Source organism: Enterocloster clostridioformis, assembly GCF_020297485.1.
Classification (GTDB): domain Bacteria; phylum Bacillota; class Clostridia; order Lachnospirales; family Lachnospiraceae; genus Enterocloster; species Enterocloster clostridioformis.
This window is the reverse complement of sequence record NZ_JAIWZC010000001.1, coordinates 3,122,573-3,145,309: the sequence shown is the minus strand read 5'-3', so window position 1 is coordinate 3,145,309 and position 22,737 is coordinate 3,122,573. Positions and strand designations below refer to the sequence as shown.

The following is a 22,737-nucleotide window of genomic DNA, read 5'->3' as shown; positions in this document are numbered from 1 at the left end:
GTGAACAACAAAGGAGGAAGACAATGGAAAATCAACGCATCATTCAGGTAGAGGACAAGGTACCCTTTAACCTGCTGGTACCCCTCAGCATCCAGCACATGTTCGCCATGTTCGGCGCATCCATCCTGGTGCCGTTTATATTTGGCATAAACCCGGCTGTGGTGCTGTTCATGAACGGCGTGGGCACCCTGCTCTTTATAGGAGTGACAAAGGGAAAGGCGCCGGCCTACCTGGGGTCCAGCTTTGCATTTTTGGCGCCGGCAGGCGTGGTTATCAGTAATTTCGGATATGAATATGCCCTGGGAGGGTTCGTGGCAGTAGGTTTCTGCGGATGTATCCTGGCATTCATCGTATATAAATTCGGAACAGAGTGGATTGAAGTGGTCCTTCCGCCGGCAGCCATGGGCCCGGTGGTGGCGCTTATCGGACTGGAGCTCTCCGGTTCCGCGGCCAGCAATGCAGGACTCTTGGACGAGGTACTGGACCCCAGAAAGACAATCGTGTTTGTCCTTACCCTGGGAACCGCTGTATTTGGTTCTATCCTGTTCAGAAAGTTCTTCTCAGTTATCCCTATCCTCATAGCGGTTATTGTGGGCTATGTGTCGGCCCTGGCCTGCGGTATCGTGGACTTTGCAGAGGTGGCTGCGGCCCCTGTTTTTGCCCTGCCTAATTTCAGTACGCCTAAGTTCAATCTGGAAGCCATCATGACTATTCTTCCGGTGCTCCTGGTCATTACCTCTGAGCACATCGGACATCAGGTAGTCACCAGCAAGATTGTGGGAAGGGATCTGTTAAAGGATCCGGGCCTCCACCGTTCCCTGTTCGGAGATAATTTCTCCACCATGATATCAGGACTGATAGGCTCCGTGCCCACCACCACCTATGGCGAGAACATCGGAGTCATGGCAATCACCCGTGTATACAGCGTGCGCGTGATTGCGGGAGCAGCTGTGCTGTCCATTGTGTGCTCCTTCATCGGCAAGTTCTCCACCCTTATCAGCACCATACCCGGTCCTGTTATCGGCGGCATTTCCTTCCTGCTCTATGGTATGATTGGAACCTCAGGTCTGCGTATTCTGGTGGATTCCCGGGTGGATTACGGAAATTCCAGAAATCTGGCACTTACCTCAGTCATATTTGTCACAGGACTGTCGGGAATTGCCGTGAAGTTTGGAAATGTGCAGCTTACCGGTATGGTGCTGGCCTGCGTGACAGGCATGATTTTAAGCCTGGTATTTTATGTTCTGGATTACTTTAAGCTGACCAATGACCAGTAATTGACGCGGCGTGAGATTCCGGCTAAAAAATGTTTGACATCTGCGGGAAAACTTGTATAATAGATTGAAATAAACCGTTGAGGCGGAAATCAAACCGTAGAGGGCGTTCACAGAGAGCGGGGGATGGTGGAATCCCTGTAACAGGCCGGCCGGCAAATGGACCGCTGAGGGAAAGGGGAAAGGCCGTCAGCTGACAGCTTACGCGCCAAGTATCTGGACCGCAGGCCTGTGTTAAGGGCAGAGCATGTACAGTACCGATGTACTGTGCATGTTTGCGAGAGCATTAAAAAGTTAAGGTGGTAACACAGGCATTTTGAGATTCAGGCCTGTCCTTTCTTGAAAGGACGGGTCTTTTTTCATATAATAGTATTAAAACATATCAGAACGTATCGGATCGGAAAGGCCCGAAGCCTGTTTGAACGTGTTCTGACAAACAAAACGCGGTTGGGAAGGAGAAGGGGAATGTCCAAATCATTTTTAATGGGAAATGAGGCAATCGGCCTGGGGGCTGTCCGGGCAGGAGTTCAGGTGGTTTCCGGTTATCCGGGAACGCCCTCTACGGAAGTACTGGAGACGGTGGCCAAGTATAATCCCGGAGATATCTATGTAGAGTGGTCTGTCAATGAAAAGGCAGGTATGGAGGTGGCGGCCGCGGCCGCATACACCGGAGCCAGGACCATGGTAACTATGAAGCAGGTAGGGCTGAATGTGGCTTCAGATCCTCTGATGAGCCTGGCTTATGTGGGAGTAAAGGGAGGCTTGGTGGTAGTGGCGGCTGACGACCCGGGGCCCATATCTTCCCAGACAGAACAGGATACACGGCGGTTCGGCCAGTTTTCCAAGCTGCCGGTATTTGACCCCAGTTCTCCGGAAGAGGCATACGAGATGATAAAGGATGCCTTTGAATATTCTGAGAAATACCATACTCCTGTATTGTTCCGCCCGACCACAAGGCTTTGCCACGGGTGTGCCAGCGTGGAGCTTAAGGAACGGGTCAAGCTTCCGGAGCATGAGGGTTTTGTCAAGGATTCCGGCAAATGGGTTATTTTCCCCAGGCTGTCCCATGCAAACCACAGGATGATTGAGACCCGGAATCCCATGATAGGGGAGGATTTTTCAAGCTACAGGTTCAACCTGTTACATAGGGAAGAGGGAAACACGGTCAAGGGCGTCCTCACTCATGGCATCAGCTACGAGTTTGTCATGGAAGCTTTGAACGGGTACAAAGGAGCGAGAGTGCTTAAGGTATCCACTCCCAATCCCATGCCGGAGCGTCTGCTTCTGGAGTTCGCAAAAGGGCTGGATGAGGTGATGGCTGTGGAGGAACTGGATCCGGTTCTGGAACAGGAGATGCTGCTTCTCAGCGGCAGACATCACCTGCCTCTGGAAGTGAAGGGCAAGCTTACAGGGGAGGTTCAGCCCGCGGGTGAGAATTCCGTGGAGTCTGTCAGAAGGGTCCTGGAGGCGTATTTGGGAGAATCCTATATCCAGTATCTGAAAGGACTGGAGGACGGTGCAGCGGATCCGGGAGCATCGCAGCCGGAAATATCCCTGCCGGTTCCGCCGCTGCCGGTGCGTCCGCCGGTCCTCTGCGCAGGATGTCCCCATCGGGCGTCCTTCTACGCGGTAAAGAGGGCCATGGAGAAGCTGAATGAAGGCCTGGAGGAGGGCGCGAAGCCCATAGAGGGAGTTTACTGCGGCGATATCGGCTGCTACACCCTGGGCAACGCAAAGCCTCTGGATATGGTGGACACATGTCTGTGCATGGGGGCCGGGATTACCATGGCCCAGGGGCTGCAGCGGGTGGAACCGGATAAACGGTATTTTTCCTTTGTAGGGGATTCCACCTTCTTTGCCTCCGGTCTCACAGGCATTGTCAACGCGGTATACAATGAGGCCAGCCTGACCCTGTGTATCCTGGACAATTCCACCACGGCCATGACAGGCCACCAGCCCCATCCGGGCACAGGCCGGACGATGATGGGAAATGTAGTGGAGAAAGTGGATATAACAAAGGTGCTGGAGGGCATCGGTGTAAAAAATACCGTCACGGTGGACGCACTGGATTTAGATGCGTGTGTGGAGGCTGTGCTCAAGCTGTCCGCCATGAAGGGCGTGAAAGCGGTCATCTTCAAGTCTCCATGCGTGGCCATCATAAAAAGCTCCCGCAAGTGCAGGATTGCAAAGGACAGCTGTGTGAACTGCCGGACCTGCATCAATGAGATTGGCTGTCCCGCGCTGGTGCTGGAGAGGGATGTGGTGAGCATTGACAGCGGCCTGTGCACCGGATGCGGTCTGTGCAGCCAGATTTGTTCCGTAAACGCCATTGAAACGGTTAAATAGTCCTGCCTCAGACGGACAGGACAGGGAAGATGCTTGGAGAGCGAGGTATATAAGATGACAAAAAATGTATTGCTGTGCGGAGTGGGCGGTCAGGGCACCGTCCTGGCATCCCGCCTCATAGCCCTGGCAGCCATGGAGAAAGGAATGGAGGCCAAGGGGGCTGAGACCATCGGCATGGCCCAGAGGGGCGGAAGCGTGGTGAGTCATGTGCGCATCGGTGAGGAGATTTATTCTCCGCTGATACCCCATGGCGGGGCCGATGTGCTCATTGGCTTTGAACCGGCAGAGGCTGTCCGGTGTCTGCCATACCTGAAAAAAGGCGGCTGTGTGGTGGTATCCCCGGCTCCCATACGGCCGGTGACCGCCTCCCTGACGGGAGGTGGCTACACGGGCCTGGAGATGATGGAATATCTGGAGCATGCCGCGGATAACCTGGCGGTAGTGGATGCGGCATCCATTGGAATGGCATGCGGTTCCCCTAAGGTGATGAATGTGGCTCTGCTGGGAGCAGCCATTGCCAGCGGACTGATAGGAATTTCCCTGGAAGAGATGGAGGCAGCCATTGAAAAAAGGGTGCCGGAAAAGTTTAAGGATATGAATATGAAGGCCCTGAAGCTGGGCGCATCAGCCGGCCCCATGATAAGATAAACGGAGGATTAACCAGATGAAGATGAAAGAATCCCAGTTCCTTCTCATTAAGGAACAGCTCAAGAAACTGACAGCCAAGGAATGCTTTTACAAGCATAAGCTGGAAGGCGTCAATGTGAATCAGATACAGTCGCAGGAGGACTTTGAGAAGCTTCCTTTTACCTGGAAGGGTGATTTGAGGGAGGCGTATCCGCTGGGACTGATGGCTGCTCCGGAAGAGAAAATCGTTCGTATTCATTCTTCCTCAGGCACTACCGGAACACCGGTCATCATCCCCTATACCCAGAAGGATGTGGATGACTGGGCGCTGATGTTTGCGCGCTGCTATGAGATGGCCGGCATCACCAATCTGGACCGTATCCAGATTACGCCGGGATACGGTCTGTGGACAGCGGGAATCGGTTTCCAGCTGGGGGCGGAGCGCCTGGGCGCAATGACCGTTCCCATGGGGCCCGGCAATACGGATAAGCAGCTGCGCATGATGATGGATATGAAATCCACGGTCCTGTGCGCCACATCCTCCTATGCTCTTTTATTGGCCGAGGAGATTGCCAAGAGAGGGATTGGAGAGCGCATCCATCTGAGGAAGGGTGTTATTGGTTCCGAGCGCTGGGGAGAGAAAATGAGGAACAGGATAGCGGCCGAGCTGGGAGTGGACCTGTTCGACATCTACGGCCTTACGGAAGTATACGGGCCGGGTATTGCCATCAACTGCGAGAAACAGGGAGCCATGCACTACTGGGATGATTACATTTACATCGAGATTGTGGACCCCAAGACAGGTGAGGTGCTGCCTGACGGCGAGGTGGGAGAAATTGTCATCACTACCCTGAAAAAGGAAGGCGCGCCCCTGATTCGCTACCGTACCCATGACCTGTCCAGAATCGTGCCGGGGGACTGTCCCTGCGGTTCGCCATATCCCAGAATCGGCACCCTGATTGGGCGTACCGACGATATGGTCAAGGTAAAGGGCGTGAACATATTCCCAAGCCAGATAGAGGAGCTTTTGAGCTCCATAGAAGGAGCTTCAAGCGAATACCAGGTTATGGTGGACCACCTTATGGGCAAGGATGTGCTGACCTTATTTGTGGAGACAAATCCCTCCATTAACAAATATGCCCTGGAAATCGAAATCCAGAATCAGTTTAAAGGGCGGATTGGCCTGACTCCGGTGGTGAAGCTGGTGGAGCTGGGCGAGCTTCCAAGAAGCGAAAAGAAGTCCACCCGCGTATTTGACAACCGGTATTAAGGGCGAAATGATGTCCCAATCAGTTTTTCAAACTGTAATTTCAACCCGGATTCAGAACCCGGACCAGCACTTCCCTGGCATTCTGAGGCCTGAGGGCGATGACTGTGCCCTGTATCTGGTAGGCGGACATGTGGCCGCGCCGGCCCTTCAGAATACAGGTCACCTGGGCTGCCGCTGTAAAACCCAGCTCTTCCAGCCGCAGGGACATAGGCGGTTCGCTGATAACCCAGACGATTTCAGCCCGTTCTCCCGGTTTCAGTTCATGTAACGGATAAACCATAGTGAATCACCGTTCAGGTTTGTTATGATATTATATGCAGAGCACGTATCTGTGGGAATAAAAGGAGGGTTGTCACACTTTTGGCCCAGCCCCGTATAATAAAGTACAACCTAGATGAAAGGAGATTAATACTATGGACTATAATAATTGTAATGGTTGGAATGAATATGCAGGAACTTATGAGGGATCTTATTATGCAGGGGATGCAGCATTTGCCAGAACGGAGTCTGCCGGTGAAAACTGCCGCAGTACTGCGGCCGCAGCCGCGGCTGATACGTCCGGGTCATTCGGCGGAACAAGCAGGACCTGCGATTTATACTGGCAGGGATATATGGCAGGATTCTATGCCAACAACAGCTGTAATCGTTCGTCTGAGGCAAGGACGGCTGCCCGGGCAGCAGGCCGGACCGCTGAGGCTTCGAACTGCCGCTGCTCCTGCAATAACCGCAATAATTGCGGCAATTGGAACAACTGCGGCAATTGGAATAACTGCCGCTCCTAAATTAACTGCCGCCCCTGAACTGCCTGCGGCTTAGGGTTGTAATATGCAGCATGAATTCTAAACCGGCCGGGGCTTCCGCAAAGGAGGCCCCGGCCCGGAGCGTTTGAAGGGTATATTGTGACACGTTCTAATCCAGCATGACCTTTACCGGAGAATCCACAGTCATGGTATCGGGAGTTACGAGGCAGTCATATGCCAGCACATGAACGCCGGCTTCACGGGCCTGTCTGAGCGTCTCCCCAAAGGCCGGATGGGTAATATCATTGGGGGTAAAACCCTGGATGCCTTTCATCTGGATGACAAACAGGACATAGGCCTCATAACCTTCCTCATGGGCCCTTATAAGGCCCTTTAAGTGTTTGATGCCCCGTTTTGTGGGAGCGTCAGGAAACAAAGCCAGACCATTTTCCTCCAGGGTCACGCCTTTGACTTCCATGAAGGCCGGAGACACTGCTTTGGTATCCCGGTTTCTCAGGGAGAATGCCAGGTCAAACCGTGAGTCGCCGTGGGTGACTTCCCGCCGTATGTCAAAGGGTACATAAGAACCAAGAGGGTAATGGTTTTTTTCCGTATATTGGCCGCCGCCCAATGAGACCAGCCACTCCCATGCGGCCTTGTTGGGGGCCTGGGAGTCCATGTTGATGAGCAGACCGTTTTTGTACACGCCAATCAGGTCATACTCGGTCTTTCTTCCGGAAAGGACTGCATCCGGATGGAATTCCAGTATAACCGTGACTCCGGGAATCAGAAGCTCCCTGCACCGTCCGGTGTTCTTTACATGGCATACCACCGTCCTGTTCCCTGTCTCCGCATGGGCGATAAAACGGTTGGGCCGGCTTATGAAGGTTCCGGCAACTATGTGTTCATAGGTCATGATGATGTTCCTCCCGGGCTTATTGGGCCTGCCCCGTTTTCCGCGTCAGATGAGGCCCCGGCAGTATGAGGACAGGCTGTATCAGTATACCAGATAAAGGGCGGAAAAGGAAGGTATCCGTGTTTACAGTTGCGTCTGTCCGGGAAATATGTTAATATTTTGGTAACATTACTAATTGAGAATTTTAAAAGCGAGGAAAAAGAGTATGGGATTAACCTATCAGAGTACAAGAGGCGGTGAAAAGGAAGTGACAGCTTCCATGGCCATCTTACAGGGCCTTGCAAAGGACGGCGGCCTGTTCATGCCGTCCGGTATTCCGGAGCTGGATGTGCCCCTTGAAAAGCTGGCGTCCATGACATACCAGGAGACAGCGTACGAGGTTATGAAGCTGTTCCTGACAGATTATACGGAAGCAGAACTTAAGGACTGTATTGCCAGGGCCTATGACAGCAAGTTTGATACAGAAGAGATAGCCCCCCTTGCAAAGGCTGACGGAGCATATTATCTGGAGCTGTACCATGGAAGCACCATTGCATTCAAGGACATGGCGCTGTCCATCCTGCCCCATCTTATGACTACAGCGGCCAGGAAAAACCATGTGGACCGGGAAATTGTCATTCTCACAGCCACGTCCGGGGATACGGGCAAGGCGGCCATGGCCGGATTTGCGGATGTGCCCGGTACCCGGATCATTGTATTCTATCCCAAGGACGGAGTCAGCAAGGTCCAGGAGCTTCAGATGCGCACCCAGAAAGGGGACAACACCTCTGTGGTGGCAATCCGCGGAAATTTTGATGACGCCCAGACCGGCGTGAAGAAAATTTTCGGGGACAAGGACCTGGAAGCAGAGCTTGCGGGAAAGGGGTTCCGGTTTTCCTCGGCAAACTCCATTAACATTGGCCGTTTGGTTCCGCAGATTGTATACTATGTATATGCTTATGCCAAACTGTTAGAAGCGGGAGAGATAGACAAGGGCGAGAAAATCAATGTGGTGGTGCCGACAGGCAATTTCGGCAACATCCTTGCGGCCTATTTTGCGAAGCGCATGGGACTTCCTGTAAAGACGCTGGTATGCGCATCCAATGACAATAAAGTTTTATATGACTTCTTCACCACAGGAATTTATGACAGGAAGAGAGAGTTCATCCTCACCAATTCACCGTCCATGGATATCCTTATATCCAGCAACCTGGAGCGTCTCATCTATCTGAGCACAGGATGTGATGCCCGGGCCAACGCGGCCCTGATGCGGAGGCTTTCCGAGGAGGGAAGGTATGAGGTGACGCCTGAGATGCGCGTCTTCATGTCTGATTTCGCGGGAGGCTTTGCCACCCAGGAGCAGGACGCTGCCACCATCAGGAGACTGTTTGATGATACGGGCTATCTCATTGACACCCATACAGGCGTTGCGGCTGCTGTTTACGCAAATTACAGGAAGGAAAGCGGGGATGGCACAAAGACAGTCATAGCGTCCACTGCCAGCCCTTATAAATTTTCCCACAGTGTCATGGAAGCCATTGCAGGCAGGGAAGGACTGGAGGGCAAGGATGAATTTGAAATCGTGGATGCATTAAGCGCCCTGTCCGGCGTCGCTGTTCCCCAGGCAGTGGAGGAAATCCGTCATGCGGCGGTCCGCCATAACAGGGAGTGCGGCGTGGGTGATATGAAGAACGAGGTAAAGGACATCCTCGGCATCAGCTGATTTAATGAAAAACATCTTCCTTTTTGTTCGCGTATGCGATATAATGGGTGAGATGGTTAATAAAATAACAAAGTTATAAGGAGGTATAATATGTTAGTTTCAGCAAAAGACATGCTTGAAAAAGCAAGGGAAGGCAAGTACGCGGTTGGCCAGTTCAACATCAACAACCTGGAGTGGACCAAGTCCGTGCTGCTGACAGCAGAAGAACTGAAATCTCCGGTTATCCTGGGTGTATCCGAGGGCGCAGGAAAGTATATGACAGGATTTAAGACAGTTGCTGCCATGGTCCGGGCTATGATGGAAGAACTGAACATCACGGTTCCGGTTGCCCTGCATCTGGACCATGGTACTTACGATGGCTGCTATAAATGTATCAAAGCAGGATTTTCCTCCATCATGTTTGATGGTTCCCACTATCCAATCGAAGAGAACATCGAGAAGACAAAGGAGCTGGTTAAGGTAGCTCATGCCATGGGTCTGTCCCTGGAGGCAGAGGTTGGCTCCATCGGCGGCGAGGAAGACGGCGTGGTAGGCTTAGGCGAGTGCGCGGATCCCCGGGAGTGCAAGGCCATCGCTGATCTGGGAATTGACTTCCTGGCAGCAGGCATTGGCAATATCCACGGCAAATATCCTGAGAACTGGCCCGGCCTGCGTTTCGACGTATTAGAGCAGGTAAAGGCAGCCGTAGGCGATATGCCTCTGGTTCTTCACGGCGGTACAGGTATCCCTGAGGATATGATTAAGAAGGCTATCAGCCTGGGCGTTGCGAAAATCAATGTAAACACAGAGTGCCAGCTGTCCTTCGCGGCAGCCACCAGGGAATACATCGAGGCAGGCAAGGACCTGAAGGGCAAGGGCTTTGACCCAAGGAAGCTTCTGGCTCCGGGCGCTGATGCTATCAGGGCAACTGTTAAGGAAAAGATGGAGCTGTTCGGTTCCGTTGGCAAGGCATAATATACGATATACCGGCTGATTTATAACCTACATCACTATAACTGATGCTAGTTATTAATATGGCTTAACAATCCTTATTAGAATAAAAATGTATTTTTATTGAAAAACCACTTGCAATTTCGGTGAAAATGGTTTATTTTAATAAAGAACAAAGGTGTTCTCTCTCAGAGGGGGAACACCTTTTTATTATATATACGCGCGGACTTAATATAATTACGTGAAAAGAGATGTATGACCTGAGAGAGCTATGACCTGAGAATTTTGGAAACGATTTTGGAAAAGGAAGATAAAAAAGAGAGGATGGATAATTCTATGAGCGATGTGTTGAATGTATCGGAGATGTTCGGTAAAAATGTATTCAATGACGCGGTGATGAGGGACCGTCTGCCAAAGAGCGTGTACAAGAAGTTAAAGAAAACCATTGAAGACGGGGCAGAGCTGGACCCCAGTATTGCGGATGTGGTTGCCCATGCCATGAAGGACTGGGCAATCGAGAGGGGAGCCACCCACTATACCCACTGGTTCCAGCCGCTGACAGGGGTGACTGCGGAAAAGCATGATTCCTTTATCTCTGCTCCATCCGACGGAAAAGTAATCATGGAATTCTCCGGCAAGGAGCTGATTAAGGGCGAGCCGGACGCATCCTCCTTCCCATCCGGCGGCCTGCGGGCCACCTTTGAAGCAAGGGGATATACGGTTTGGGATTGTACCTCACCCGCCTTCCTGCGGGAAGACGCCATCGGCGTGACCCTGTGCATCCCCACTTCCTTCTGTTCCTATAAGGGGGAGGCGCTGGATAAGAAGACTCCGCTGCTGCGTTCCATGCAGGCTGTCAATGAGCAGGCATTAAGGATACTCCGTCTTTTTGGCAACACCACAGCCAAGCGGGTCGCACCGTCCGTAGGCGCGGAGCAGGAATATTTCCTGGTAGACAGAGAGAAATATTTGCAGCGCAAGGACCTGATTTACACCGGCCGAACCTTATTCGGCGCAATGCCTCCCAAGGGCCAGGAGCTGGAGGACCATTACTTTGGAGCCATCCGTGAGAGAATCGGTTCTTACATGAACGATGTAAATAAAGAGCTGTGGAAATTAGGCGTGCCTGCCAAGACACAGCACAACGAGGTGGCTCCGGCCCAGCATGAGCTTGCGCCTATCTACGAGGGTGTAAACCAGGCTGTTGACCACAACCAGATTGTCATGGAGACACTGAAGAAGGTGGCCGGACGCCACGGCATGGCCTGCCTCCTTCATGAGAAGCCCTTTGCGGGCGTCAATGGTTCCGGTAAGCATGACAACTGGTCGCTGACCGCGGATGACGGCACCAATCTCCTGAATCCTGGTGACACGCCTCATGAAAACATCCAGTTCCTTCTGGTACTGGCATGTATCATCAAGGCAGTGGATATCCATGCAGACCTTCTCAGGGAGTCTGCCTCCGATGTGGGAAATGACCACAGACTGGGAGCCAACGAGGCGCCGCCTGCCATCATATCCATTTTCCTGGGAGAGCAGCTTGAGGATGTAATCGACCAGCTGTGCAGCACCGGCGAAGCCACCCACTCCAAACAGGGCGGCACCTTAAAGACCGGAGTTGACATTCTTCCTGATCTGGATAAGGATGCCACGGACAGAAACCGTACATCACCCTTTGCCTTTACCGGTAATAAATTCGAGTTCCGCATGGTGGGTTCCTCGGATTCCATCGCTTCTCCCAATACCGTGCTGAACACCATCGTGGCAGAAGCCTTTAAGGAAGCGGCAGACATACTGGAGAAGGCAGATGACTTTGATATGGCTGTACATGATTTCATAAAGAAGACTCTGGCCGCCCATAAGAGAATCATTTTTAATGGAAATGGATATTCAGATGAATGGGTAGCCGAGGCAGAGAGAAGAGGACTTCCGAACATCCGCTCCATGGTGGATGCCATCCCGGCTCTGACAACGGATAAGGCGGTGAAGCTGTTTGAGGCATTTGGGGTATTTACAAAGGCTGAGCTGGAATCCCGGTCTGAGGTGGAATATGAGAACTATTCCAAGGCCATTAACATTGAGGCCAGGACCATGTACGATATGGCCAGCAAGTCCATTATCCCGGCAGTCATCAAGTATACCACACAGCTTGCCGCATCCATCGGGGCCGTGAAAGGCGTATGCCAGGAGGCGGATGTGAGCACCCAGACAGAGCTGCTCATAGAGACCTCAGAGCTGCTTACCGGGATAAAGACAGCACTTGCCCATCTTTTGGAGGCGACGGAAAAGGCCGCAGCCGCCGAGGGTGGCAAGGGCCAGGCTGTCATCTACCACAGCCAGGTAGTACCGGCCATGGAAGCGCTCAGGGCTCCTGTGGACCAGCTGGAGATGATAGTGGATAAGGAACTGTGGCCCATGCCAAGTTATGGGGATTTGATATTTGAAGTGTAAGTTTATAGATAAGAAAGCCAGATTCTGGGGAATGTTTCGGAGTCTGGTTTTTTATTTTTATGGTATCAAAAAAGGGAATATTCTCTGCCATTTTCCGGGTGCTGTCATGCTGCTTTTATGCTTGCTTTTTTTAGCGGGTGTGATATAATGTTCATATATTTCCACAAAATGATAAATTTGAACATAAACAGGCAGGAAGTGAGGATTACACAATGGACAGACATGGACTTGTATGCAGGGCAGTGCTGGAGCAGCCGGATATCACCCAGAGGGAGCTGGCCGGAAAGCTGGACGTCTCCCTGGGCACGGCCAATGGTTTGATTAAGGACTGCCTGGCAAAGGGATATATAGGAGAGAAAAGCAGCCAAAAGGGAAAAGCCAGATGGAGGCTGAGGGCTGAGGGACAGAAGCTGTTAGACCAATATAGGGTGGACGGCGCCCTTATTATCGCAGCCGGATTCGGTTCACGTTTTGTACCCCTGACCTTTGAGATGCCCAAGGGGCTCCTGGAGGTCTTTGGGGAGCGAATGATTGAGCGTCAGATTAAGCAGCTTCACGAAGTGGGGATAAGGAACATAACCATAGCAGTGGGATATCTGAAGGAGAAGTTTGAATACCTCATTGATAAATACGGTGTGGAGCTTCTGTACAATCCTGAATACACCAGCAAAAACACCCTGACCACTATATACCGGGCCAGGAAGGTGCTGGAGGGACGCAATATGTACATTCTGTCATCGGACAACTGGATGCGGGAGAACATGTATCATGCCTATGAATGTGGGGCCTGGTACAGCTCGGCTTTTCAGAGGGGAGAGACCAAGGAGTGGTGCCTTTATTTCAATAAAAAGGGAAGGATCACCGATGTGAAAGTAGGCGGACGGGACCAGTGGGTCATGTATGGTCCGGCTTATTTTTCCCGGGAATTTTCCCGGCAGTTCCTTCCCGTGCTGGAAGCCTATTATAAGACGCCGGGAACAGAGCAGTTCTACTGGGAACAGGTCTATGTTGATATGCTGGAAGGAGAGGCCAGGCGGCGGCTGGAGGAGGAAGCCGGCGGACTGTTGGAAGCGGCCCAGGAAGCCAGCGGACTGGCTGCTTCCAGATGGGATGAGATAGAGATGGATGTGAACCGCCAGCCGGATGACCAGGTATATGAGTTTGAGAACCTGGAGGAGCTGCGCCTGTTTGACCCCCGCTATCAGAATCATTCTGACAATGCGGCCATGAAGCTGGTCGCAGAGGTATTCAAGGTACCGGAATCCCACATTAAAGATATCCGCTGCCTGAAAGCGGGCATGACCAACAAGTCGTTTCTGTTTAAGGTGGAGGACCGCCACTGCATCTGCCGCATACCAGGTCCGGGAACAGAACTTCTGATTAACAGGGAACAGGAAAAAACAGTCTACGACGCCGTTGCCCCGCTTGAAATCACCGAGCATGTGCTGTACATGAACGAAAAGACGGGGTATAAGATAGCGGATTACTATGAAGGTACCAGAAATGCGGATGCAGCGGATTGGGACGATATGGAAAAATGCATGTCCATGGTGCGCTGCCTTCACCAGTCGGGTATTACGGTGGCCCATTCCTTTGACATCCGGGAGAGAATCAGCTTCTATGAAAAGCTGTGCAGGAGCCATGGAGCTCTTTTGTTTGAGGATTACGAGGAAGTGAGGGGGTGGATGGACTGGCTCATGGATACCCTGGATTCCATGGAACACCCAAAATGCCTGTGTCATATTGACGCAAATGTGGATAACTTTCTCTTTTTTGAGGACGGCAGTGTAAAACTCCTGGATTGGGAGTATGCAGGCATGTGTGACCCGGTGATGGATGTGTCCATGTGTGCGATTTATTCCTATTACAATGAAGAGGACATGGAACGTCTCTTCAGGCTTTATCTTCAGAGGGAGCCCTCTGAGGACGAGCTGTTCGCCCTATATGCCAATGCGGCCCTGGGAGGATTCCTGTGGTGCCTGTGGGCTGTATATAAAAGCATTCTGGGCGATGAGTTTGGAGAATACACCATCATCATGTACCGGTATGCAAAAAAATATTATAGGAAATTACGGAAATTGTAATAAATTTGTTACCAAATGAATATGGGATTGTGCTATAATCGGAGATATGTAAACGGTTGGGGACTACTATGCCCCTGGCCAGATATACCAGGCGAGGAGGATGACAAATGGGATATAAAAAGTACTGGGCAGCAATCGCGGCAGCCGGTATGATTGGGGCCATGTCATTGGGGTCTGTATTCACCAGCTATGGGGCGGACGGATGGAGTAAATCCAATGACAGTTGGACTTATATCTATAATGGACAGACACATACAGGATGGCTTCAGACCAGCGAGGGCTGGTATTACATGGACTTATCCACGGGACATATGTCCACGGGTTTTAAGCAGATTGACGGAAAATGGTATTTCTTCAGGCCCAACGGTCTCATGGCCATGGGCTGGATCAATCCGGAGGACGGCAAGTGGTATTATATGCTGAACGACGGAAGTATGGTTACAGGCTGGCTGAAGATTGGAAACGACTACTATTTCATGCGGGGCAACGGAACCATGGCAACCGGCTGGCGTGAGATGGACGGCGCATGGTATTATTTCCAGAGCAACGGAAAGTGCGTGGTTAATTCCTGGGCACAGATTAAGGACAACTGGTACCTCTTTGGCACGGACGGCAAGATGATGACGGGCTGGGCTAAAGTGGATAATGATTATTTCTACCTGAATACGGATGGCCGGATGCTGAGCGGCTGGCTGAGCGACAGCGAAGGCAACAAATATTATATGGATACAAGCAACGGCAAGATGTCCACAGGCTGGAAGCAGATTGATAATTCCTGGCATTACTTCAACAGCAATGGACATATGATGACGGGATGGATTCAGCTGGACGGCAAGTACTACTATCTGAACCCTGCCAACGAGGGCAAGATGATTGCGGGCACCACAGCTACCATCAATGGCGTACAGTATAACTTTGACGGCAGCGGTGTATGCCAGAATGCCAACGGCGTATCGGCCCAGACACCGGGAACCGTGAACAATAATTCCGGCAGTTCCGGCGGCAGCGGCGGACCCGGCGTGTCCGGTTCTTCCGGCTCCGGTATCAGCAGCGGCACACCGGGCGGCTCCGGAAGCAGCACCAGCGGCCCGACCAGCGGCAATTCCAATAACAGCCCATCCGGCTCGTCAACTGCGCTTGAACCAGGACGGACAGACGGACCAGGTTGATGTACAGCAGTTTAACAAGGGGGATGTGACAGCGGATGGCTGGACATCCCCTCTTTTTTTGAAAAATACAATGGTATGAGGAGAAGATTATGAAAAATACGACGCAGATAATGAGGCGCTGCCGCGCACTTGTTTTGGCGGGGCTAATCGGGGCAGGGACAATGGTGCCCGCGGGTACATCCCTGGCCGTGGGACCGGGAGAGACCCAGTCCTCCACGGTCATATCTCCCGTAGGGCCGGGGCAGAGTTCCACTGGCAGCACAGGAACCACCTCCGGTACAGGAACCACCTCCGGACAGTCTGCTTCCACCGCAAATCCCAACGCATGGAAGAAGGTAAACGGCGTATACCAGATGCCGGACGGCTCGTCCATCAATAATGTGCTGTTCCGGGGAATTGACGTGTCCAGGTGGCAGGGAGATATCAACTGGAGCCAGGTAGCCGCGGACGACGTGTCCTTCGTCATGCTGGGCACCCGTTCAAAGGGCGCAGTGGACCCTTACTTCCACAGGAATATCCAGCAGGCCAGCGCGGCAGGCGTCAAGGTGGGCGTATATATCTACTCTCTGGCCATGACGCCGGAGATGGCGGTGGAGGAGGCCAACTTTGTCCTCAACCTGATTCATGATTATCCGGTTTCCTATCCCGTGGCCTTTGACATGGAGGATTCCACCCAGGGAACCTTGTCAAAGGATGAGCTGGCAGCCATCGCCAACGCGTTCTGCGGGCGGATTTCAGAGGCGGGCTATTATCCTGTCATCTATGCCAATGACAACTGGCTTGCCAATAAGCTGGATATGAGCAAAATGAACTATCCTGTATGGGTAGCCCGCTATTCCGCCAAACCCGCCTATCAGAATCCGGTTATGTGGCAGGCAACAAGCACCGGCGCTGTAAACGGTATAAGCGGAAATGTGGATATCGATTTTCAGTTCAAGGATTTCACTTCTGTGATTCCGGCTAATACGTGGAGGACTATCAACGGGCAGACCTACTATTACCAGAACTATGCAAAGCAGAAAAACAACTGGATTCAGGATGACGGCACATGGTACTATATGAACGGGGACGGTTTGGTGTCCAGGGGCTGGCTCAACCAGTCCGGCAAGTCTTACTATCTGGATGACTCTAACGGTAAGATGATAACCGGCTGGAAATCCGACAGCGGGAAATGGTATTATTTCGGCAGCTCAGGAGCCCTTTCAAAGGGTTGGATCAATGACAACGGAACATGGTATTACAGCAATCAGGAGGGCGTGATGCAGACAGGCTGGCTGGATGACGGCGGCCGCAGATACTTCCTGGAGGGAAATGGGGCCATGGCAAAAGGCTGGACCAGTCAGAACGGGAAGTGGTACTATCTGGACAGCTCAGGAGCCCTTTCAAAGGGCTGGATCAATGACAACGGAACCTGGTATTACAGCAGCCAGGAGGGCGTGATGCAGACAGGCTGGCTGGATGACGGCGGTGAGCGGTATTACCTTAAGGGATCCGGGGCAATGGCCACGGGCTGGCGTGAGATGGATGGGGCCTGGTATTACTTTGAGAGCTCCGGACGTATGGCGAAAGGCGTGATCGATGTGGGCGGACTCCACTACTATATGGAGCCATCCACAGGACGTATGGCGGCAGGCACCACTGTGGACATAGGCGGCGTGGCGTACAATACAGACGCAAGCGGAGTGCTCAGCCAGGTTGTTCAGGAAACGGGAAATGAGACCGGGGACGGCCAGACAGGAAATGTACAGACCCAGGCGCCAGGCGGCAGCCAGGGAGGACAGGCGCCCCAGCCTTCACAGAGCGGCGGCGTATCCAATCAGGCACCGGGGTCAGGCCAGTCTGTCACAGGTACATCCGGCGGACCGGGTGTAGTGGTCACACCGATAGGAACAGCACAGTAGAAGTCAGGGAAATACGTTCTATATGATTTAAGTTCAGCTGAGCGGCGCCGGGAGCAGTCCCGGCGCTGTTTTCTTCTTTGCCCATGTTTTTTTAAGTATGTGGAAGACGGAAAAAGGTAAAAGCATTTTTACATTGTCCCCGCACATATACTGGATAGATAAGGATGTGAAATAAGAGAGGGAAAAACAGGGTGAAGCTGATAAATAAGTCAAAACTCCTGGCAGCCGTCTGCATAATGGACCTTCTGCTGCTGGGCGGCCTTATCCATGCGGTAAGGGGGGAAATGCCGGCCCATGTGTCCGTTGACGGGGGCTCCTGGGTCAGGGAGGGAGGGGATACCCTGGACCGGGCCAAGGGCCTGGAAGGGAAATGTGTGGCTCTGACCTTTGACGACGGACCAAATGAGGATTACACGGAAAAACTGCTGGACGGGCTGAAAGAGCGAAATGTCCGGGCAACCTTTTTTCTTATGGGTCAGAACATAGAGGGAAACGAGGAAATTGTAAAGCGGATGAAGGCAGAGGGGCATTTGATTGGAAATCACAGCTACAGCCATGTGCAGCTCACAAAGGCCGGATCCGACGCGGTCTGCCAGGCCGTGGACAGGACCAGCCGGATGATAGAAGAGATTACGGGAGAGCGGCCCCAGTATATGCGCCCGCCCTATGGAGACTGGAATGAGGAGCTGGAGTGCAGGGTCGGCATGACCACCGTACTGTGGTCCGTGGACTCACTGGACTGGAAACTGCGCAATACCAACCGTGTTGTGAAACGTGTGCTTAAGGATGTGGAGAACGGGGATATTATATTGATGCATGATATTTTCCCCACTTCTGTGGAAGCAGCCCTGGAAATCGTTGACACGCTGACGAAGCGGGGCTATACTTTTGTTACGGTGGATGAACTGCTGATTGACTGAGGAGAATACAGATATGGATTTATTTGATTATATGAGAGAAAAGGATATGGAGAGGGAGTCGCCTCTGGCATCCAGGCTCCGTCCCAGGACCCTGGATGAGGTGGTGGGGCAGCAGCATATTGTGGGAAAGGATAAGCTGCTGTACCGGGCCATACAGGCGGATAAGCTGGGCTCCATTATTTTTTACGGACCTCCGGGAACCGGGAAGACAACTCTGGCCAAGGTCATTGCCAATACCACCAGTGCGGATTTCAGGCAGATTAACGCCACGGTGGCGGGAAAAAGGGACATGGAGGAGGTGGTGAAGGAGGCCAAGGATAACATTGGCATGTACGGACGGAAAACCATACTGTTCGTGGATGAGATCCACCGCTTTAATAAAGGACAGCAGGATTACCTTCTGCCCTTTGTGGAGGACGGGACGCTGATACTGATAGGAGCCACTACGGAGAATCCTTATTTCGAGGTAAACGGAGCGCTTCTTTCCAGGTCCAGGATATTTGAGCTTAAGCCCCTGGAAAAGGACGATGTAAAGGAGCTGATCCGGAGGGCGGTTTATGACAAGGAACGAGGAATGGGCATTTACGATGCCGAAATCGACGAGGATGCCGCTGATTTCCTGGCAGATACGGCCAACGGGGATGCCAGGGCCGCGTTAAATGCCGTGGAGCTGGGGGTGCTGACCACTGCAAAGGGATCGGACGGGCGGATTCACATTGATATGGCAGTGGCCCAGGAATGCATTCAGAAAAGGGCGGTCCGGTATGATAAGAACGGGGACAACCACTATGATACCATATCCGCGTTCATTAAAAGCATGCGGGGGTCGGACCCGGACGCTGCCGTGTATTATCTGGCGCGGATGCTGTACGCGGGGGAAGACATCAAGTTCATAGCCAGAAGAATCATGATATGCGCTGCGGAGGATGTGGGAAACGCGGACCCTCAGGCCCTTGTGGTGGCGGTGAACGCAGCCCAGGCCGCAGAGCGAATCGGACTTCCCGAAGCCAATATCATCCTTTCACAGGCAGTTACCTATGTGGCCACGGCTCCAAAGAGCAACGCTGCCTGTATGGCGGTACAGAAGGCCATGGAAGCGGTGAGGAATGAACGGACCATGCCTGTGCCCGTCCATCTGCAGGACAAGCATTACAAGGGAGCGGAAAAGCTGGGGCATGGGGCAGGCTACCGGTATGCCCACGACTACCCCAAGCATTATGTGCAGCAGCAGTATCTGCCTGACGGTATGGAGGGAACCGTATTTTACGAACCTTCTGACAATGGTTACGAGAAACAGATAAATGCGCATATGAAATGGCTTAAAAGCTGACTTTCTGATATTTGTACATATAATACCTGACTTTGTATCAGACATTAAAAAATGGCGTCCTTATAGATGTCAATGAAAGGCGCCATTGCAGAAATGGTCTGGAGTTAGACAGTGTTGTAAAGAGGAGTCCATGAAAGGTCGGAAGCGTAGGGAACACGCCTCCGGCCTTTTCCCTTGTCCGCGGCCCTGCCGCTCACCGCTCCTGGGCCTTATATCTTTTATCCTTGTGGAACATATCAGATGCAGGGAATATAAATATACCACTCCCTCTGGCCACACTGGCCAGAAGTGACCACATAGCAAAACGCCGCCTTGTTTTCAGGGCGGCGTTGTTTGTAAGGTTGGCAGCTCTTTTTTCTGTATGCTCTTGTAAAGGGTTTCTTACTATATTGCATTATAAAGTGCATATCAGGCACCAGCGGATTTCCAGATTTAGCCACATAAACAGAAAAAAATGTTATAATAATGGGGGTGGGGGTGTTGTTTTTTTCACGAATTGTCGGTTTTTTGCACGAATTGGCACTTGAGAATAGTTGTTTTTAGGGGAGGATTATGAGAAAATGGCAGAGATAATGATTAATTTTGTGGAGGCAGGTATCTGCTGGTATCTTTTCTATCGTATTTTAGGAGGAAAGGACCATTACTGGTACCGCCAGATGCTTGGCGGCATCCTTTTGGCATTAGCAATTACATGGATTGATAAACTGTATTTCTATCCGCTCTTGCGGCTGGTCAGTGTCACCGCCCTGCAGATTGTGTATTCTTATATTTGCTTTCCAGGGCGCAGGCTAGGAAAGCTTTTATGTGGATGTACATACATGCTGATTGCCCTTACATCCGAACATATTGTATTCCGTATTACGGACCTTTTATTGGCACTACTTTAGCAGGGAAACTAGGTGCCGGCGTAAGCCAGGCATTGGTTGAGCGTCTCCGAAAAATAGATGGTGGTGTAAATTGATAGAGTAATTGATTTGACAAGAAAAAATTTTGAAAGAATTAACTTTGAAGAAGCTGTGATATTGGAGTTTGATTATTTCAGTGAACCCTTTAACAAGGTAGAGTTTGATATTTTGGGGAGCAAGATTTTTAATTAGGGATGCTAAGTGTGAAGTATTAGGCGTATGGGAAGCTTAACAGATACACCAATAATACAGGTGGAATCAGAGTGGTATCCTATTCTCATTTTAGGAAAAGCTGATTTTCTCAAATTTTAACTTTACATTCTCTGATATTCGTGTATATAATAGGGCTATACATAGATTGGCTGGCAGTTTTCTTGATGCTGCCGGCAGTCTGTTAGTCCCTGAGCAATTCCCAAATCTGGAATAAACCCCGAATTTGAATGAACAGAAGATAATGTGGATATAGACAGAAGGCGTGCACCGGCTTTTTTTGCGGGTGAAGAATTGAATTTAATAAGGAGAGATACTATGCGTGAAAAACTGCAGACCCTGCCTCTTTCAGAACTAAAGGAAATGGCCAAGAGCCGTGGAATTAAGGGCATTAGTTCATTGAGAAAGGCAGAAATCATTGATTTGCTCTGCGCTGAGGCGGAGAAAAACCCGGAAGTGAAGCCGGCGGAGATAAAAAGAGAAGAAAAGGCTGAAACGCCCCGCAGACAGGAGGCATCCCGCAGCCAGGAAGCGTACCGTCCCCAGGACCAGTCCCATGCCCCTGAGCGCAACCAGTCAAGGAGCCAGGATTATCAGGAAAACAGGAATGACAGCAGAGGAACGGATAACCGCCGCCCTGTTTCAAGAGGGTACGACAACAAATATACACAGAACAGAACCCAGTCTCCCAAGCCCCATGGAAACAGTGGCATGAATAACAGCATGAGCCAGAACAGTACGCCTTCCCAGAGTGAGGGAGAGCGTTTTACCAGAGCGGACAACAGGAGTGACTCAATGGGTTTATCCAGCCAGGACATGGCTGAGTTGGACAGCGGCATTGAGGCAAACGGCATACTGGAAGTCATGCCGGACGGATTTGGATTCATCCGCTGTGAAAATTTCCTTCCAGGTGAAAACGACGTCTATGTGGCCCCATCCCAAATCCGCCGTTTCAATCTGAAGACAGGCGATATTATAGTGGGAAACCGCAGGGTGAAGTCTGCAACGGAGAAGTTCGCGGCCCTGCTCTACATCAAGACGGTAAACGGCTATCCGTTAAGCGCCACGGAGACAAGGCCCAATTTTGAGGACCTGACCCCCATCTTTCCCAACAGGCGCCTTCACATGGAAACACCTGGAGAGAGGAATACAGTGGCCATGCGTGTTCTGGACCTTCTGGCTCCCATCGGCAAGGGACAGCGCGGTATGATCGTGTCTCCTCCAAAGGCAGGTAAGACAACACTGCTAAAGCAGGTGGCAAAGGCAGTCACAACCAATAATCCGGACATGCATCTGATGATCCTTCTGATCGACGAGCGCCCTGAGGAGGTTACAGACATAAAAGAAGCCATTGTGGGACCCAATGTGGAAGTCATTTACTCTACCTTTGACGAGCTGCCTGACCGTCATAAGAGGGTATCCGAGATGGTGATCGAGCGGGCAAAGCGTCTGGTGGAGCACGGACGTGACGTTATTATCCTGCTGGACAGCATTACCAGGCTGGCAAGAGCATACAACCTGACGGTTGCACCCAGCGGCCGTACATTATCCGGCGGTCTGGATCCGGCGGCCCTTCATATGCCAAAGCGTTTCTTCGGCGCGGCCAGAAATATGCGCGAGGGCGGAAGCCTGACCGTTCTGGCCACTGCGCTGGTGGAGACGGGAAGCCGCATGGATGATGTTGTGTATGAGGAATTTAAGGGCACCGGCAATATGGAGCTGGTGCTTGACAGGAAACTGTCTGAGAAACGTATTTTCCCGGCCATCGATATATTGAAGTCCGGTACCAGACGGGATGATCTCCTGCTTTCCCGGGAGGAAGCGGAGGCAGTGGATATCATCCGCAAGGCCACTAATTCCCTGAAACCTGAGGACGCAGTGGAAAAGGTACTTGACCTTTTCGCGAGGACCAGGAATAACAGGGAATTTGTGGAGAATGCCAAGCGGATTCGGTTCTTCTAG

At 51.8% G+C, this 22,737-nt stretch carries 17 protein-coding genes; 15 read left to right on the top strand and 2 right to left on the bottom strand.

The genetic code is table 11. The features are described 5' to 3' along the window. The first annotated feature begins 23 nt into the window (after window positions 1-23). The 4 genes from uraA to LA360_RS15920 all read left to right on the top strand — a co-directional run bounded on the left by uraA (window position 24) and on the right by LA360_RS15920 (window position 5,517). Window positions 24-1,277 (top strand): uracil permease, encoded by a 1,254-nt coding sequence (gene uraA, locus LA360_RS15935; RefSeq protein ID WP_022202948.1) that lies wholly within the window; start codon window positions 24-26, stop codon window positions 1,275-1,277. A gap of 462 nt (window positions 1,278-1,739) precedes the next feature. Continuing rightward, entirely contained in the window at window positions 1,740-3,620 is a 1,881-nt protein-coding gene (gene iorA, locus LA360_RS15930; protein ID WP_112481773.1) for an indolepyruvate ferredoxin oxidoreductase subunit alpha, read from the top strand. Window positions 3,621-3,674: 54 nt separating this feature from the next. Beyond that, window positions 3,675-4,268, top strand: coding sequence for an indolepyruvate oxidoreductase subunit beta (locus tag LA360_RS15925; RefSeq protein WP_074662369.1), 594 nt, complete (start codon window positions 3,675-3,677; stop codon window positions 4,266-4,268). Window positions 4,269-4,284: 16 nt separating this feature from the next. Next, a complete protein-coding gene (locus LA360_RS15920) occupies window positions 4,285-5,517 on the top strand; it encodes a phenylacetate--CoA ligase family protein (RefSeq protein ID WP_002587244.1) in 1,233 nt (410 codons plus the stop codon). A 40-nt stretch (window positions 5,518-5,557) separates the two neighbouring features. Here the strand turns inward: LA360_RS15920 and LA360_RS15915 are convergent, their stop codons facing one another. Then, entirely contained in the window at window positions 5,558-5,797 is a 240-nt protein-coding gene (locus LA360_RS15915; protein ID WP_002587245.1) for a FeoA family protein, read from the bottom strand. Window positions 5,798-5,930: 133 nt separating this feature from the next. Between LA360_RS15915 and LA360_RS15910 the strand changes: the two genes are divergently transcribed. Then, on the top strand, window positions 5,931-6,299 hold the full coding sequence (locus LA360_RS15910; RefSeq protein WP_112481771.1) for a hypothetical protein: 369 nt from the start codon (window positions 5,931-5,933) through the stop codon (window positions 6,297-6,299). A gap of 127 nt (window positions 6,300-6,426) precedes the next feature. Here the strand turns inward: LA360_RS15910 and sfsA are convergent, their stop codons facing one another. Beyond that, on the bottom strand, window positions 6,427-7,173 hold the full coding sequence (sfsA, locus tag LA360_RS15905; RefSeq protein ID WP_112481769.1) for a DNA/RNA nuclease SfsA: 747 nt from the start codon (window positions 7,171-7,173) through the stop codon (window positions 6,427-6,429). 205 nt (window positions 7,174-7,378) lie between these two features. Between sfsA and thrC the strand changes: the two genes are divergently transcribed. The 10 genes from thrC (at window position 7,379) to rho (ending at window position 22,737) form a co-directional block, all read left to right on the top strand. Further along, window positions 7,379-8,875, top strand: a complete 1,497-nt coding sequence (gene thrC / locus LA360_RS15900) for a threonine synthase (RefSeq protein ID WP_112481767.1) — start codon at window positions 7,379-7,381, stop codon at window positions 8,873-8,875. A gap of 90 nt (window positions 8,876-8,965) precedes the next feature. Continuing rightward, window positions 8,966-9,829, top strand: a complete 864-nt coding sequence (gene fba, locus LA360_RS15895) for a class II fructose-1,6-bisphosphate aldolase (RefSeq protein WP_002587249.1) — start codon at window positions 8,966-8,968, stop codon at window positions 9,827-9,829. 312 nt (window positions 9,830-10,141) lie between these two features. Further along, window positions 10,142-12,256, top strand: coding sequence for a glutamine synthetase III family protein (locus LA360_RS15890; protein ID WP_002587250.1), 2,115 nt, complete (start codon window positions 10,142-10,144; stop codon window positions 12,254-12,256). Window positions 12,257-12,468: 212 nt separating this feature from the next. Then, on the top strand, window positions 12,469-14,340 hold the full coding sequence (locus LA360_RS15885; protein WP_002587251.1) for a phosphotransferase: 1,872 nt from the start codon (window positions 12,469-12,471) through the stop codon (window positions 14,338-14,340). Window positions 14,341-14,447: 107 nt separating this feature from the next. Next, entirely contained in the window at window positions 14,448-15,509 is a 1,062-nt protein-coding gene (locus LA360_RS15880) for a PspC-like choline-binding domain-containing protein (protein ID WP_002587252.1), read from the top strand. A gap of 89 nt (window positions 15,510-15,598) precedes the next feature. Next, window positions 15,599-17,410, top strand: a complete 1,812-nt coding sequence (locus tag LA360_RS15875; protein ID WP_002587253.1) for a GH25 family lysozyme — start codon at window positions 15,599-15,601, stop codon at window positions 17,408-17,410. A gap of 191 nt (window positions 17,411-17,601) precedes the next feature. Further along, entirely contained in the window at window positions 17,602-18,330 is a 729-nt protein-coding gene (locus LA360_RS15870) for a polysaccharide deacetylase family protein (RefSeq protein ID WP_002587254.1), read from the top strand. A gap of 13 nt (window positions 18,331-18,343) precedes the next feature. After that, the gene (locus tag LA360_RS15865) at window positions 18,344-19,660 is read left to right on the top strand and encodes a replication-associated recombination protein A (protein ID WP_022202942.1); all 1,317 of its coding nucleotides are present in this window, start codon (window positions 18,344-18,346) and stop codon (window positions 19,658-19,660) included. A 560-nt stretch (window positions 19,661-20,220) separates the two neighbouring features. Further along, window positions 20,221-20,547 carry a hypothetical protein gene (locus LA360_RS15860; RefSeq protein WP_022202941.1) on the top strand — a complete coding sequence of 109 codons (327 nt, stop codon included), beginning with the start codon at window positions 20,221-20,223 and terminating at the stop codon, window positions 20,545-20,547. Window positions 20,548-21,093: 546 nt separating this feature from the next. Then, window positions 21,094-22,737 (top strand): transcription termination factor Rho, encoded by a 1,644-nt coding sequence (gene rho / locus LA360_RS15855; RefSeq protein ID WP_022202077.1) that lies wholly within the window; start codon window positions 21,094-21,096, stop codon window positions 22,735-22,737.